Source organism: Acidocella sp., from assembly GCF_027352905.1.
Lineage (GTDB): Bacteria > Pseudomonadota > Alphaproteobacteria > Acetobacterales > Acetobacteraceae > Acidocella.
On sequence record NZ_DAIEIF010000043.1, the window covers coordinates 38738 to 53701 of the forward strand.

General features: G+C 65.2%; 11 protein-coding genes. 6 read left to right on the plus strand and 5 right to left on the minus strand.

Translation table 11 applies throughout. The annotated features are described in order from the left end of the window. Positions 1-25: 25 nt before the first annotated feature. The gene (locus M7H45_RS07820) at positions 26-1975 is read right to left on the minus strand and encodes a hypothetical protein (RefSeq protein WP_298215816.1); all 1950 of its coding nucleotides are present in this window, start codon (positions 1973-1975) and stop codon (positions 26-28) included. A gap of 223 nt (positions 1976-2198) precedes the next feature. Here M7H45_RS07820 and M7H45_RS07825 point away from each other — a divergent pair, with 223 nt between their 5' ends. Further along, positions 2199-2972, plus strand: a complete 774-nt coding sequence (locus tag M7H45_RS07825) for a ferredoxin--NADP reductase (RefSeq protein WP_298215818.1) — start codon at positions 2199-2201, stop codon at positions 2970-2972. 2 nt (positions 2973-2974) lie between these two features. Here M7H45_RS07825 and M7H45_RS07830 read toward each other — a convergent pair whose 3' ends face one another. Genes M7H45_RS07830 through M7H45_RS07840 form a run of 3 tightly spaced genes read right to left on the minus strand, consistent with a single transcriptional unit; the run spans position 2975 to position 7127 of the window. Then, positions 2975-4513: a glycosyltransferase family 39 protein gene (locus tag M7H45_RS07830; protein ID WP_298215819.1), complete on the minus strand. Its 1539-nt coding sequence runs from the start codon at positions 4511-4513 to the stop codon at positions 2975-2977. A 59-nt stretch (positions 4514-4572) separates the two neighbouring features. Beyond that, positions 4573-5604 carry an alpha-E domain-containing protein gene (locus tag M7H45_RS07835; RefSeq protein WP_298215821.1) on the minus strand — a complete coding sequence of 344 codons (1032 nt, stop codon included), beginning with the start codon at positions 5602-5604 and terminating at the stop codon, positions 4573-4575. Then, positions 5601-7127 carry a circularly permuted type 2 ATP-grasp protein gene (locus M7H45_RS07840; RefSeq protein ID WP_408832692.1) on the minus strand — a complete coding sequence of 509 codons (1527 nt, stop codon included), beginning with the start codon at positions 7125-7127 and terminating at the stop codon, positions 5601-5603. The genes M7H45_RS07835 and M7H45_RS07840 overlap by 4 nt, the downstream gene beginning before the upstream one ends. A 230-nt stretch (positions 7128-7357) precedes the next feature. Here M7H45_RS07840 and M7H45_RS07845 point away from each other — a divergent pair, with 230 nt between their 5' ends. Both M7H45_RS07845 and M7H45_RS07850 read left to right on the plus strand, forming a co-directional pair. After that, the gene (locus tag M7H45_RS07845) at positions 7358-9565 is read left to right on the plus strand and encodes a circularly permuted type 2 ATP-grasp protein (RefSeq protein ID WP_298215825.1); all 2208 of its coding nucleotides are present in this window, start codon (positions 7358-7360) and stop codon (positions 9563-9565) included. A gap of 19 nt (positions 9566-9584) precedes the next feature. Beyond that, entirely contained in the window at positions 9585-10454 is an 870-nt protein-coding gene (locus M7H45_RS07850) for a transglutaminase family protein (RefSeq protein ID WP_298215827.1), read from the plus strand. Positions 10455-10461: 7 nt separating this feature from the next. Here the strand turns inward: M7H45_RS07850 and M7H45_RS07855 are convergent, their stop codons facing one another. Beyond that, on the minus strand, positions 10462-10671 hold the full coding sequence (locus M7H45_RS07855) for a hypothetical protein (protein WP_298215829.1): 210 nt from the start codon (positions 10669-10671) through the stop codon (positions 10462-10464). 112 nt (positions 10672-10783) lie between these two features. Between M7H45_RS07855 and M7H45_RS07860 the strand changes: the two genes are divergently transcribed. The 3 genes from M7H45_RS07860 to M7H45_RS07870 all read left to right on the plus strand — a co-directional run bounded on the left by M7H45_RS07860 (position 10784) and on the right by M7H45_RS07870 (position 14961). After that, positions 10784-12109, plus strand: a complete 1326-nt coding sequence (locus M7H45_RS07860) for a replication-associated recombination protein A (protein ID WP_298215831.1) — start codon at positions 10784-10786, stop codon at positions 12107-12109. Further along, a complete protein-coding gene (locus M7H45_RS07865; protein WP_298215833.1) occupies positions 12102-13067 on the plus strand; it encodes an RluA family pseudouridine synthase in 966 nt (321 codons plus the stop codon). The genes M7H45_RS07860 and M7H45_RS07865 overlap by 8 nt, the downstream gene beginning before the upstream one ends. A 199-nt stretch (positions 13068-13266) precedes the next feature. Further along, on the plus strand, positions 13267-14961 hold the full coding sequence (locus tag M7H45_RS07870) for an autotransporter assembly complex family protein (protein WP_298215834.1): 1695 nt from the start codon (positions 13267-13269) through the stop codon (positions 14959-14961). Positions 14962-14964 lie beyond the last annotated feature (3 nt).

Consider the following 14964-nt stretch of genomic DNA (forward strand, 5'->3'; position numbering starts at 1 on the left):
ACTGCACCATGTCCCGCCATGGTCTTCAAGAGACGGGTTCGCAAGTCATGGGCGCGGCGCGGGCGCGGTAGGAGGGGCTGGGGTCCGCCGCCGCCAAATGCCGCCAATGACGCAAAATCAAGGCAATTTTGGCGAAAACCACACCGATATCGGCAAACTCCCGCGCTAGCCGGGCGCGCGGCGGCAAAGCTTGATGGGAGGGTTCTCCCGAGATCAGCCGCGCCCCGGCGGACACGCGCAGCGCCCCCATCTGCCCACCGCCTCCCGGCTGGGGGAGGGGCACCGGCTGGCCGATATGGCAGATGCGCGCGGCTAGTTCCGCCTCAGTCTCAAGCCAGGGCGAAAGATCGGTGTTGAGCCAAACATAGACCTGCCGGGCCTCGGCGGGGGTAAGAAAACGCTCGGGCGCGTGGGGGGCGCGCAGGGCAAAGGTGAAGATGCTGGGCAGGCGCTCCCAGCCCTCCTCGTCCTCGTGGCGGCCAAACGGCGGCGCGGGCAGCAGGGCCAGCCCGGGCACGCGCGCAGCCCCCTGTGCCACCGCCTGGGCGAAGCCTTGAAGGATAGCGGCGCGGTGGGCGGGGGGCACCCGCAATAGAGCGTGGATTTCCGCCAGCGCCGCGTGCCAGCGCAAGGCAAGGCCGTAATTGCCGCCGGCAGGCAGGCCGCGCGCCGCGGCGACGCCGGGAGGAAATTCGTCCTGGTTAAAATAGGCCGCGAGCCCGGCGGGCAACACGCCCGTGCGCAACCGCGCCACCACCGTGGCGGGCAGCAGCGCCGCGCCGGCGAAAGGCGGGCCGGTGAAGAATTTTGAGCCAGTGATCAGCACCGTGGCGCCGAGAGCGAGATAGACCCGCACCGAGGCAGGGGAGAGCCGCGCCTGGCAAGCATCCACCACGATGTCGAATTCCGCGCCGTAAATCTCTCGTAGCCGCGCCAGACAGGCGGGCGAAGGCGCCAGCAGCCCGGTCTTGGAAAGATCGAGCCCATGGAGAATCACCCGCCGCCCCGCCATGAATCCGTCCCGCAGCGCCGCCTCGGCCTCTGCCTCCACCACACTCAGCGGCCGCGCCACTCCGGCTGGGTCGCGCAGGCTGATATTGGTAAGCATGGTATCAGGGCGGAAGCCTTCAATAGGCGCCTCACAAGCCACCTCGTGCCCCAATGCGGTATCCACCGCGAAATGCAGGCCCCGCGCGGCCATCGGCACGCCACGCCCGGTCTCCTCCGGAGCGATGAGAATGTTCTGGATCGGCTTATCCGTCCCCGCCAAATGGGAGAGCGCCAGGGCCAGCAATTCCGTATCGGTGCCAGAGGCGGCGAGGACGATCTTCTCATCCGCGCGCAGGCCGAAAGCGCGGGCGATGCCGCGCCGCGCCCGGCCGATGCTGGCACTCACCGCCTGCCGAGCGGGCTGGCCGCTCAGTAGCGCGGCGGTCACGGCAAGCCGCGCCCTGTCCGCCGCTATATAACCGCGTTCGGAGGAAGATGAGGCGGTAGAGGAGGCGAAGGTGATCGCCCAGGGGCGCGGACGGTGGCTGCATCCATAGCCGTTGAGCGCGGTTTTAGGGTCGCGGGCGAGGCGGATATCCCCGCCCGTCTCCATCAGCGCATCGGCGGTGCCAAGCAGACACCAAAGCCCGTGCAGCCGCGCCGCCGCATCCGGCGCCAGCCCGAACAGCGATTGGAGCCGGGCCGGGCCGGGCGAAACCTCCGCCGCCATCGGCCTGACCCAATCCGGCAGAACGGCGCGGGCAGCGTCCGGCAGCTCGTCCCACTCCGCCATGACAAACTGCGCGGCGGCACGGGCGGCGGCGGCACGGGCCAGGGCGGGTTCAACCCCCTGGCGCAGCGCCCAAATGGTCTCGGCGGCGTGGCGAAGAAAAAACGGCGCCAATGCGGGGTGCGCTGCGGGCGGCGGTGGCGGCAGCGGGTGAAACGCGGCAAATTCCGCCGGGAGAGGCTCCCCTTTGCTCATCGGAATATCTCGCTTGGGCCGGGCTCTCGGAAGAGTTATTTCGCTTTCAATCATCATTCTGCCAAATTCTACTCCATTTCCGCTCACCCCGCCAATCCGCATGTCCCGATCCGCCCGCGCATGGACCGGCCTCTGTTTTTGGCGGTCAGATTTGCCCGTGCCACGGTTAACATTGGCGTAAAAACCCTATAAGGACGCGCGGAATTCAGCGGAGCAAGAATCGTTGGCGTCGACCTATACCGAGACCGTAAAATCCGTCCGCCACTGGACGGAGAGACTGTTCAGCTTCACCACGACCCGCAATCCCGCTTTGCGGTTTCTCAATGGCCAGTTCGTCATGATCGGACTGAAAATCGGCGGCCGCCCGCTGTTGCGTGCCTACTCCCTGTGCAGCGCCAATTACGAGGATCAGCTGGAATTCTTTTCGATCAAGGTGCCGGATGGGCCTCTGACCCAGCATCTGCAAAAACTCCAGCCGGGCGATGAGGTGATCATTGGTGGGAAGCCCACCGGCACGTTGATCCAGGACAACCTGACGCCCGGCAAATACCTGCTACTGCTCGGCACCGGCACCGGCCTTGCCCCCTTCATCAGCATCATCAAGGATCCGGAAGCCTATGATCGCTATGAGAAGATCATCCTCGTGCATGGCTGCCGCCATATCGCCGAGCTCGGCTATGGCGGCGAGGCCGTGGAAAACCTGCTTTCCGATGAGGTGTTCGGTGAATTGGCGCGGGAAAAACTCCTTTATTATCCCACCGTGACTCGCGAGCCGTTCAAGCATAACGGGCGCATTTCCTCTCTGCTCGAGCAAGGCAGGCTCGAAGCGGATCTCGGCCTGCCTAAGCTCAACAAAGAGGATTATCGCGTCATGCTATGCGGCAGCCCCGCCATGCTCGGCGATTTACAAACAATTTTAAAGGCCCGGGGGTTCGCTGAGGGCAACCATTCAGAACCCGGCCAATATGTGGTCGAGAAAGCCTTCGTCGAGAAATAGCGCTAACTGCAAAGACCGATCTGCTGGCCGAGTGCCGTGCAGCTCGCCAGCTGGGCGGAGGGATCGAAGAGCGCGATGGTGATGCGTTTGCCCGCCGCCTCCACGAGGTTTGGCGTGCCCATGCTTTTCACCCCAGCGTAAAATTCCCGGGGTGTGGCGACGGTCTGTCCGGCATGGCCGTACACCACCCAGACCCGCTTGCCCGCCGCCAGCGCCTGCTCCGCCTGGGTGAGATTACCGGCGGTATTGTTCAGCGCCATCGCCTGGGCCGTGGCGGGCAGATAATATTTGAGAATGGGCAAAGCGCCGTTATCGGAAAGATAGAGCACATCTCCCGGCTGCATCTCCTGGGCGAGCATTCCCGCCGCCACGTCCCAGCGCGGCTTGGTTTCGTTATGGTAATACGGGAGAAGATTGACGAGGAAGAGCCCTGCCAGCCCCAGCATGGCGAGGCGCGCGCGGGGCGTGGACCAGCCCTCCAGTAGCGAGGCCATCCCGATCCCGGTGAGAATGGCGAAGGGCGCGGCGCTCCAGAGCAGGTAGCGGGGCAATAGCACCGGGTGCCAGAGCGAGATCACGATGAACAGGCAAGGCAGAAAGAGAAAGGCGATGCCCAGCGTGACCAGCATCGCCGGACCACGGCGCAGCCGCCATCCCGCCGCCGCGAGGGCCGACAACAGCAGGGCGTCCACCAGCCAGACCACACCCGGCAGAGCGCCGTGATGCAAAAAGCGGAAGGACACCCAATCCGCCACATGCATGAGATAGACAGAGCCAAGAGTATACCAAAGCCGCCCCGCATCCAGCGGCGGGATCCAGCCCAGGCTATAGGTCACGCTCTGCTGCTGAAAATGCAGCATCAAGGCATAAAACGGCACAGTGAGCGTGGCGATCATGGCATCCGCGCCAAGCAATTGGCGGGCGAGGCGCCCGGGCGCCGGAGCGAAGGGCAGCAGGCAAAGAAAAATGAGATTGGCCGCGAGCAGCCATGGCAGCGCATCCCCCAGCACATCCAGCGCCGCCGCCGTGCCCAGCGTGAAGCAGAGCCAGCCCGCGCGCTCAGTTCCGCGCCAGCCCTCCGCCGCGGCGGGAAGGTTCTGCGCCAGCCGCACCACGCCATACAAAGCGATTAGGACCAGCGTCATCATCAAAGTGTAGGAGCGCGCCTCCTGCGCAAAAGCGAGCACCGTGGGCGAGAGGCCCAGCACCAGCGCCGCCACCACCCCCGCCAGCCGCCCCGCCACCCGGGAGGCGATTACGAAGACCAGCGCCACCGCCGCCGCCCCGAACAAGGCAGAGGGCAAGCGCAGCCAGAATTGCGCATGGGCCAGATGGGTCAGCGGGGCGAGCATGAGAAAAAAGCTCGGCATGTGATGATTTTGAAACGAGTCGAGAATCAGCGCGCCGGGAGTCAGCGAAGCCCGGTTAAGCGTAAAAATTTCGTCGAGCCAGAAGGGCCGGCTGCCGAGATCGAGCAAACGGGGTATCAGCGCGAGCACGAACACTCCCAGCGGCCACACCCAGCCTGCGTCAGCGGCCACGGGGCGGGCAACCGGAACTTTGTAAGTTTCTGAGAGGGAAGTCTGGCTCACGCGCTCACCTAAGTCTGTGTCTGTGTCTGTGTCTGTATTTGTGTCTGTCCGGCACCGGCCAGGATTGGTTCCGGGCGCCAATCCCGAAAAAAGGCCCGGCCAACGGCGCCAGCAAGTTCTTGCAAGTTGATTTGCACCACATCCAGATATTCATGCAGCCCCATGGCGAGAATATGGCCGAGCGGCTTCTCGGTCAGCAACTCGCGCAGCATCTCGGCCAATTCCATCGCCTCAGCCGTGCCCGACAACCCATAATGGCGGCGCAAATCGTCCAGATGCTGCTCGACCCGCCGTATGCAGAGCAGGGCTGAGCGCGGGCTGGAAGGATCACGCAAGAGGAAATGCACCACATCCTCCGCGGAAAACGTCGCGCGGGCATAACGCTTGAAGGCATGATAACCGGCCGCGGCGCGCAAAATCACATTCCACTGCGTCAGCTCGGCCACCCGTTTTTCCTCCACCCCGCGCGGCAACAGCGCGGTGTATTTTATGTCGAGCATGCGGGTGGTCTGGTCGGCGCGCTCGATATACCGGCCCAGCTCGTAGAAATACCAGCCCTGGTCGCGGTAGAGCGTGCCCTGCGTGATGCCGGTATGAGCCTGCACGCCTTCCTTCAGGCGCGTGCAAAGGCGTGAGAGCGCGTCCCCCTCCAAATCCTCCGGCAAAATGCGCGCGGCGAAACGGTGGAATACGTTGAGCTGCTTCCACATCTCCGTGCTCATCAGCGGGCGCAGCGTGCGGGCATTGGTGCGCGCCGCCTCCAGGCAGGCGGGGATGGAGGTGGCGTTGCCCTTGTCCAACAGATAGAATCGCTTGACATGCGCCGCGTCGGGCGAAAAGCCGCGCTCCAGGAAATTCTTCTCATCGGCGTTGATACGGATGAGTCCGAACCATGCCTCGGTCTCGAAACCTGGGCTCTCGAAGCTCTGCGTCACGTCGATCAGCCGGGCGATGTTCTCAACCCGTTCCAGATAGCGCGCCATCCAGAACAGCCCCTCGGCGTCCCGGGCCAGTAAACCCGGGTCACGCATATGGCTCATGGCAGCGCCTCCTCACCGAAACGCTCGGCCAGCACCCAGGTATCCTTGGAGCCGCCGCCTTGGGAGGAATTGACGATCAGCGAGCCGCGCTTCATGGCCACGCGTGAGAGCCCGCCGGGCAAAACCCAGCTCTCCTGGCCAGTGACGATGAAAGGCCGCAGATCGAGATGGCGGGGGGCGATGCCATCCTCCGTCAGGGTCGGGCCCACGGAAAGCCCGATCATCGGCTGGCTGATCCAATTGGCCGGGTCGGCCTCGATACTGGCGCGAGCCGCCGCCAGCTCCTCCAGCGAGGCGCGGGGACCGATGGTGATTCCGTAGCCGCCGCTCTCACCCACCGGCTTTACCACCAGCTTGTCGAGATTAGCGAGTGTATAGGCCAACCCCTCCGGCTCGCGGCAGATATGGGTTTCGACGTTATGAATCAGCGGCTCCTCATCCAGGTAATAGCGGATGATGCGCGGCATATAAGCATAGACCGCCTTATCATCCGCCACGCCAGTGCCGACGGCATTGGCGATCGCGACATTACCGGCCTTCCAGGCGCGGATCAGCCCGGGCACGCCCAACATCGAATCCGGGCGGAACACCTCAGGGTCAAGGAAATCATCATTCAACCGCCGGTAAATGGCATGCACCGGGCGCGGCCCGGCGGTGGTGCGCCGGTAAACCCGGTCATTCTCCACCATGAGGTCCGCCCCCACCACCAGCGGCACGCCCATTTCCCGTGCCAGGAAGACATGCTCGAAATAGGCCGAGTTATAGATGCCGGGGGAAAGCAGCACCACTTCAGGATCATCGAGACCACCCGGCGCCACCTCAGCCATCGCCGCGCGCAGCCGCCGCCCGTAATCATCCACCGGGCGCAGCCGGATTCCCGCCATCAGGTCGGGGAAGGTTCGCAGCATCAAATGCCGGTTCTCGACGACATAAGACACGCCGGAGGGGGTGCGGGCATTATCCTCCAGAACCCGGAAATCCCCTTTCTCGTCCCGGATGATGTCGATGCCGCAAACATGCACGTAAGTGCCGTGCGGGACGGGAAAACACTTCATTTCCGGACGGTAATTGGCGTTTCCATACACAAGCTCGGCTGGAATGATCCCGTCCTTCACCACCAGGCCCTTGCCATAGATATCGCCGAGAAACAGGTTGAGCGCCCTCACGCGCTGAATACAGGCGCGCTCCAGCAGGTCCCATTCCGCCGCCGTCAGCACACGGGGAATGCAGTCGAAGGGCAGGATACGGTCAATGGCGGTGGCGTCGCTATAAACGGTGAATGTCACGCCCAAATCGATGAGGTCGGTTTCCGCCGCAGAGGCGCGGGCGCGCAACGCCTCCAACCCGATCGCCTTCAGCCGCTCCGCCAGCAGGCGCGGCACCAACCCCGCCCCGGGCCGGGGGGTCGTGAGTTCACAAAAAAACCGGCCCGGATCGTAATCGGGCCATAAATAACGGAAAACATCTTTCAACTCAGCCCCCTCCGGCTTGAGGATATGAATTGCTGTCGCCTCCCCGGCCATGCCGGAGGCAAAATGGCTCGGACGGGTCAAGTTTGGCCCAGAATTTCAGCATGCCTGCGCTCCCAATCCGGGCGGTTCCATCGTGATCAGGGTTAAATCTTGTACTCACTTATTATTTCCGCAAGATAATTCCACCGGGAGCCTGCAATCATCGGACCATCCGGGCCAAGCACAACGCGAGCCGCGCTTTACGGTAGGCACCCGCATGACGCTCTGGTAATTCTACGCCAATGCAGTCTCTCTCTCCCTGCAATGAAACTCTGGACGGCCAGGGCCGCACCCGGCCTATCTGGGCGCCCGTGCTCAACGCCATGGCGGCCATCGGCAAGGGCGAATCGCGCCGCCGCGCCGCCGCGCTCAACCGGCATCTCGGCCTCGCGGCACCGCTCGGGGTGCCCGCGGGCCAGCTCTACGACCCGTTGCCCGCACCGCTCACCGCCGCCGAGTTCGCGGTGCTGGAGGAAGGCGTCCGCCAGCGCGCCGCGCTTCTCTCGCATGTGTTGGAGGATCTTTACGGTCCGCAAACCCTGCTCTCCTCTGGAGACCTTCCTCCGGCGCTGGTGCTCGGAGATCCGCATTTTCTCCGCCCTTTGCACACGCGCTCCCGGCTCGCCAGCCCACGCCTGGGACTCTACGCCGCGGATATCATCCGCGTCCCGGATGGAAGTTTTCGCGTGATGCGTGACCATACCGGCGTCATTCCCGGGCTGGGCCATGCGCTCACGCTACGCCGTCTCGCCACCGGCACCCTCCCCGAATTATTCCGGGGGGGCGGGCTGCGCTCGCTGCGTCCCGGGCGGGAGATGCTGCTCGACCATCTTCAGCGCAGGGCGGAAGGCGGGCTCGTCGCGGTGCTGTCGGGCCGGGCCGGACCTATAGGCGATCCTGGCCATGACGCCTTCGATGACGCGCTGCTCGCCCGCGCGCTCGGTGTGTTGCTGATCGAACCCGGCGACCTCGCCACCCGCCACGGCGCCCTGCACATGAAGACGCTGAGCGGCCTTCTGCACGTGGCGCTGCTGGTGCGGGGCGTGTCAGGCATCGATCTCGACCCGCTGGAGCAGGGGGGACGGCCAGGCGCGGGCATTCCTGGCGCCTTCGGGGCCATTCGTGCCGGGGTGCTCGCCATGCTCAATGCCCCCGGAAGCGCGCTGGTGGAGGCTCGGGCGCTGCGCCCTTATATCCAGGCCAAGGCCGAAGCCTTGACCGGCATGGCGGCACAGCTGGAAATGGCGGGACTAGATACCGTCGCCCTGGCCTCGCGCGCTCCCTTTCTCGGCAGCGAGGAGAACACTGTCTGGGCGCCGTTCTGCTTCCGCCTTTTCGCCTGGATGGATGGCGAAGACTGGCAGGTTCTGCCCGGCGGCATCGCCCTGCCCCTGCCCTGGCCCAGCGTGCCCGCCGGACTCGGGCTCAAGGATGTGTGGGTGCTGGAAGGCGAGGAGCCGCGCATCATCTCAGGCGCCCCGCCCGCCGAGCCGCCGGAAAAGGTGAAATTCCTTGCCGCCGCCCATCTGCCCTCCCGGCTCGCTGATAATCTTTTTTGGCTCGGCCGCTCGGTGGAGCGGCTGGAAGCCGCCACCCGGCTGCTGATGGTGGCCATCCCGCGCCTGGAATCCGGCACCTCCCTCCCCCGTGACTTGGCCGAGCGCGCGCTTATTTCCCGCTGCCTCGGCCAGTCTGGCCTGTTACCGTCAGAGGCTGCCGGTTCCGCGCTGTCCGGGCGGCTCCTGCGCCAGACTCTCGCGCGGCGGCGGCCTATCGCCGGCCTGCTCAAGGAGGTCGCCCGGCTGGTTGACGCCTCCTCCGAACGACTCTCCCCCTCCATGCTCGCCACCGTGCGCTTTGCCCTGCAACAAACGCAGGAGGCGCTGCCGGACGAGGAAGCCTCCCTGCCCACGTTGCTCAGCTTCGCCGCGACCTTCGCCGGCATCGCCGCGGAGAACATGTCCCGCGACGGAGGATGGCTGTTCCTGGAGATGGGGCGGCGGCTGGAGCGCGGCGAAACCCTCGCCGCCACGCTCGGCATCCTGCTCGATGGCCCGCCTGAACGGATGGAGCCCGGCATGGCGCTGGCGATCGAATGGGCCGATTCGGTGCTGAGTTACGAGTTACGCCATGCCGGTATTCTCGCGCCCGGCCCGGTACTGGCGATGCTGCTCGCCGATCCCGCAAATCCGCGCGCCCTCGCTTTCCAATGCAACGCTCTCCGCGCCTGCCTGGACCGGCTGGGCGCGGAGGACGATGCCGAGACCGTGCGGAACCTGCTGCAGGACGTGCTCGATCTCGCCAGCAGCGGCGGAACCCTGCGTTCCCGCCTCAGCGCCATCGCCGCCCGGTTGCGCCAGATATCGGACCGCGTGCAGCGGCGCTTCTTTACGCTGTTGCCGGAGGCCCACACGCTGGAGGACAACGAGGTCTTGGAAGCGGCACAATAATCCTTCAGTTTGGACCGGCATGACTCTCTACCGCCTGCACCACGCAACCACCTATGATTACGCCGAGCCGGTGGTGACCGGCACACATTTCATGCATTTGCTGCCGCGTGGGCGGCCCGGCCAGGTGGTGCGGGAGGCGCATCTCGTCATCTCGCCGTCACCGGATACCCGGCGCGATGAAATCGATCATTTCGGCAATCACACCACCAGCATCTCGCTGGCGGGGACCCATAAGCAATTCAGCGTGAACCTCAGCGCCACGGTGGACGCCAGCCTGCCCGCCCCGCCCGCCGCCTGGGACACGCCGCGCTGGGAGGCGATCGCCGCCTGGGGGTTACGAGACGCCGAAGTGGCGGAATTCTGCCTGCCCAGCAAGCTCGCCATGCCGGCGAGCGAAATCGCCGATTACGCGGCGGTGAGTTTTCTACCCGGGCGCAGCATTCTCGATGCGGTACAGGAGCTGAATCGACGTATCTTCACCGAGATGAACTATAAACCCGGTGTCACCAATACCTTTACCACCGCCCAGGAAATTTTGAGGATTCGCGCGGGCGTCTGCCAGGATTATGCCCATCTCATGCTGGCCTGCCTGCGCGCCCTTGGCCTGCCGGGGCGCTATATCTCGGGCTATCTTCGTACCGTGCCGCCCCCCGGCCAGGCCAAGCGGCGGGGCGCGGACCAAAGCCATGCCTGGGTCAGCGCCTGGGCCGGAGCAGAGATTGGCTGGGTGGATTTCGACCCGACCAATAATCTGCTCGTCCACGACGAGCATGTGACTCTCGCCTGGGGGCGGGATTTCGAGGATGTTTCACCCTTGCGCGGCATCATTCTGGGCGGCGGACGCCACAGCCTGCATGTCGGCGTGGACTTGGAGCCGGTGCTGACCTGAGCGGTGTTCAGCGGCCCCAGCCCGTTGGGCGCCGGCTCGCGGCCACATAGGCGGCGAAACCCAGCACGAGCAGCACGGGGATCATCAGGAAAGCGGTCCATACCAGCGCAGCGCCAATACAAAGCGCAACCGCGAAAGCCAGCACGCGGAGCAATATCTGCGTCAGCGAGGGCCTGGGCGCCTCAATGAAGCGTCCATCAGGGGTCATGTCGATCACTGGACCATTTTTATTCGCCATGTGCTAAATTTAGGTCCGTCCGGCCCCGGCCGCAACCGGAATCCACCTTGCCGGCATGGCGGTGGCGCGCCAGGGCGATTAAATATCCGCCATGCCGCAAGACAACGACCTTTTTGGGCCGCCCGCCGCTGTGCAGCCCCCTTCCGCCGGGCCCCGCCCCTTGGCCGAGCGGCTGCGCCCCCGCGCCTTGAGTGAAGTGGTGGGTCAGGATCATCTCCTTGGCCCGCAAGGCAGCCTCACCGGCATGCTCACCCGCGGCTCGCTCGCCTCGCTCATTCTCTGGGGGCCGCCAGGCGTAGGCAAAACCACCATCGCCCGGCTGCTGGCGGAAGCGGCGGGGCTGCAATTCCGCCAGATTTCGGCGGTTTTTTCGGGGGTAGCCGACCTCAAGAAAGTTTTTGACGAGGCGGCGCGGCTTCACCGCGCGGGCCAGTCCACTCTACTCTTCGTGGATGAGATTCATCGCTTCAACCGCGCCCAGCAGGACGCCTTTTTGCCCGTGGTGGAGGCGGGCATCGTCACGCTGATCGGCGCCACCACCGAAAATCCCAGCTTCGCCCTCAACGGCGCGCTGCTCTCCCGCGCCCAGGTCTTCGTGCTGCGGCGGCTGGACGATGCGGCGATGGAGCAATTGCTCGCCCGCGCCGAGGCCGAGACCGGGCAGAGCCTGCCCCTCACCCCCGCGGCCCGCGCCGCCTTGCGCGCGATGGCGGATGGCGACGGCCGCGCTTTGCTCAATATGGCCGAACAACTTTTCGCGCTGCCGCCCGCGGCAGATTTGGACGAGGCCGCGCTCGGCCAGCTTCTCTCCCGCCGCGCGGCGCTTTATGACCGCGACCGCGAGGAGCATTACAATCTCATCTCGGCCCTGCATAAATCCATGCGCGGCTCGGACCCGGACGCGGCGCTATACTGGCTGGCGCGAATGTTCGCGGGCGGCGAGGACCCGCGCTACATCGCCCGGCGCGTCACCCGCTTCGCCTCGGAGGATATCGGCCTCGCCGATCCCCAGGCGCTGCCCCAGGCTCTCGCCGCCTGGGAGGCTTATGAGCGCCTCGGCTCGCCCGAGGGGGAGATTTGTATCGCCCAGGCGGTGCTCTATCTCGCCACCGCGCCCAAATCCAACGCGGTTTATAAGGCGATCGGCGCCGCCGGGCGGGCCGCTCGTGAGACCGGCAGCCTGATGCCGCCGATGAACATTCTCAATGCTCCCACCAAACTGATGAAAAATCTCGGCTACGGCCAGGGTTATCAATACGACCACGATACGGATGAGGGCTTCTCCGGGGATAATTACTTCCCTGAGGGCATGGGCCGGCCGGATTTCTACCGCCCAGCCAAGCGCGGTTTTGAGCGCGAGATTTCCCGCCGTCTCGCCTATTGGGCGAAACTGCGCGAAGAGAAGCAGCATGGCTGAAATCCAGATTCCCGAGGCGGGAGCGGAGATGCGGCTCGACCGCTTTTTGCGCCGCGCCGTGCCCGGCCTCACCCAGGGCACGCTGCAAAAGCTGCTGCGCACCGGCAAGATTCGCCTGAATGGCGCCCGCGCCGAGGCCAATACCCGCCTCGCCGGCGGAGACGTGTTGAGCCTGCCTGCTCTGGAGGCCGCCGCGCCGCGTCCGCGCCAGAGGGTAGAGATGGACCCGGCCCGGCTCAGGGAGCTGGAAGGCATGATCCTCTACCAGGACGCCTCGGTGATCGTGCTGAACAAACCCGCCGGATTGCCGGTGCAGGGCGGCGCGGGAATCGCCGTGCATGTGGATGGCATGCTGGACGCGCTGCAAGGCAGCGGCGCGGAGCGCCCCCGGCTCGTCCACCGGCTGGACCGCGATACGTCAGGGCTGCTGGTCATTGCCCGCACCGGCCAGGCGGCGCGCGGCCTCGCCGCCGCTTTCCGGGGCCGGGAGGTGGAAAAAACCTATTGGGCCTTGCTCGCCGGCCTGCCGGAACCGCTGGAGGGGCGCATCGATCTGCCGCTGAAGCGTATCGCCCTCGGCGCCACCGCCCGCGCGGCCCCTGCCGGGCGCAAGGATGAGGACGCGCAAAAGGCGATCACCGATTACCGGGTGCTGGATAAGGCCGGGCGCAAATTTTCCCTGGCGGCGCTCTCGCCGCTCACCGGGCGCATGCACCAGCTTCGCGCGCATTGCCTCGCCCTCGGCACGCCGATTCTCGGTGATGAGGTCTATGGCGGGGTCTTCGCAGAGCCCTTCGCGCCCCAGCTGCATCTCCATGCAAGACGGCTCGCTTTCCCCCATCCGGAGGGAGGCTGGCTGAGCCTGGAGGCGCCGCTGCCCCCGCATATGCTGCAAGCCTTGCGCTATCTCGGCTTCAGCGCTCCGGGAGCCGCGAAGCCTGACCGCGCGGCACGGTAACCGCGGCAAAGGCGGCATCCAAACTTTTATTTTTAGTGGACAAGGGTGGGGCGTGCCGCCACATCTGCCACCAATGCGCCGATGGACGAGACCGCTCCTTTGTCTTTGCCTAACCTTCAGCACCGGCGCCGCCCAGGGGGCGGACCCCGTACGATACCACGTCAATTTTGCTCCCTCCGGGGACGGCACACTCGACAAATTGCTGGAGGAAACCTCATCCCTGGCCTCGCTGCGGAGCAAATTGCCCCCGGCGCCCTTCGCCCTCATTGGCCGCTCCCGGTCGGATGAGGATCAATTCGTCACCGTCCTGCATTCGCAAGGCTATGATTCCGGCACGGTCAGCATCACCATAGACGGGCTTTCCCTGGATGATCCCTCTTTACTCGGTCACCTCACCCGCCTGCCCCGCGCCAGCGAGGCGGATGTGGAAGTGAAAGCCGATAAAGGCCCGCTCTTTACTCTCGGCCAGGTGAACATTTCCGGTCTGCCGCCGGGCTTCACCCCGCAACCCGGCATAAAATCCGGCGACACCGCCACCGCGGCTCCCATTCTCGCCGCCGCTGCCAAGCTGACGAGCCAGTTGCGGAACGCGGGCTATGCCTTCGCCAAGGTTTCGCCCCCTTACGCGGTGGCGGATACGATCCGCCACAGGCTGAACGTGACCTTCAGCGTGACCCCCGGCCCGCGCGTGGATATCGGCCCCATCGGCTTCGCCGGGCTGAAGCGCACGGACCCGGATTTTCTTCGCCGCCATATCGCCCTGCGCCAGGGCCAGCTTTATTCAGACACCGCCCTCTCCGACGCGCGGGATTCGCTGCTTGGCCTCGGCGTGTTTTCCTCGGTCTCGCCCGTGCCGGCGGACCAGGCCACGAATGGCCAGGTTCCGGTCACCTTCCATGTGGTCGAGCAGAAACGCCATGCCGTCTCGCTCTCGGGCGCATATGCCACCGATACCGGTTTTACCATCGGCACCAGCTGGGAGGACCGCAACCTCTTCCGCCACGCCGAGACGCTCACCATCTCCATGGCCGCCAACGGGCTGGGCGGCACCGGCACCACCGCCCCGGGTTACGATTTGAAGGGCGTGTTCGCCAAACCCGATTATTACGCGCCGGGGCAGACCCTCTCCCTCTCCGCCGAGGCGTTGAAGGAATCCCTCAACGCCTATGACCGCAAGGGCTTCATTCTCGGCGCCTCGCTCTCGCGGCCGGTCACGAGCCACACGACCATCACCTACGGTCCCAGCTTCACCAGCGAAAAGGTCGACCAGGAAGGTGTAAGCCGCACCTATGTGTTGCTGCAATTCCCGGTGAGCTTTAGCTGGAACACCGCCAACAGCCTGCTGGAGCCCACGCGCGGGCAAAATATCGCCCTGGGCATCACCCCCACCTATCCAGCGGTGGGCAAACACAGCCGTCCCTTCGTCATCATGCAGGGCTCCGGCTCCACCTATCTCTCCGTCGAACCCGGCGGATATGGCGTCGTCGCCGTGCATGGCGTGGTAGCGAGCATCCAGGGAACGAGCCAGTTCAACGTGCCGCCAGACCAGCGCCTCTACGCGGGCGGCTCCGGCACCGTGCGCGGCTATGCCTACCAAACAGTTGGCCCCTTATTCGCTGATGATAATCCCGAGGGCGGGCTGGCGATGGACGCGATCAATTTCGAATTCCGTCAGCACGTGACCAAATCCATCGGCGTCGTGCCTTTCATCGATGCCGGGCAGGTCAGCGCCGGCTCCGCCCCGTTCCATGGTAAGTTGCGGGTCGGAGCCGGGCTTGGTTTACGTTATTACACCTCCATCGGCCCCATTCGCGCCGATATCGCCTTTCCGCTCAAACGCACGCCGGGGAGCGATTCCTTCGCCCTTTACCTCGGCCTCGGGGAGGCGTTCTGATCC

Coding starts and splice junctions, on each gene's coding strand:
- M7H45_RS07840 (WP_408832692.1), bottom strand. CDS start 7,127: ATGGCCGGGGAGGCGACAGCAATTCATATCCTCAAGCCGGAGGGGGCT.
- M7H45_RS07820 (WP_298215816.1), bottom strand. CDS start 1,975: ATGAGCAAAGGGGAGCCTCTCCCGGCGGAATTTGCCGCGTTTCACCCG.
- M7H45_RS07845 (WP_298215825.1), top strand. CDS start 7,358: ATGCAGTCTCTCTCTCCCTGCAATGAAACTCTGGACGGCCAGGGCCGC.
- M7H45_RS07860 (WP_298215831.1), top strand. CDS start 10,784: ATGCCGCAAGACAACGACCTTTTTGGGCCGCCCGCCGCTGTGCAGCCC.
- M7H45_RS07835 (WP_298215821.1), bottom strand. CDS start 5,604: ATGAGCCATATGCGTGACCCGGGTTTACTGGCCCGGGACGCCGAGGGG.
- M7H45_RS07865 (WP_298215833.1), top strand. CDS start 12,102: ATGGCTGAAATCCAGATTCCCGAGGCGGGAGCGGAGATGCGGCTCGAC.
- M7H45_RS07850 (WP_298215827.1), top strand. CDS start 9,585: ATGACTCTCTACCGCCTGCACCACGCAACCACCTATGATTACGCCGAG.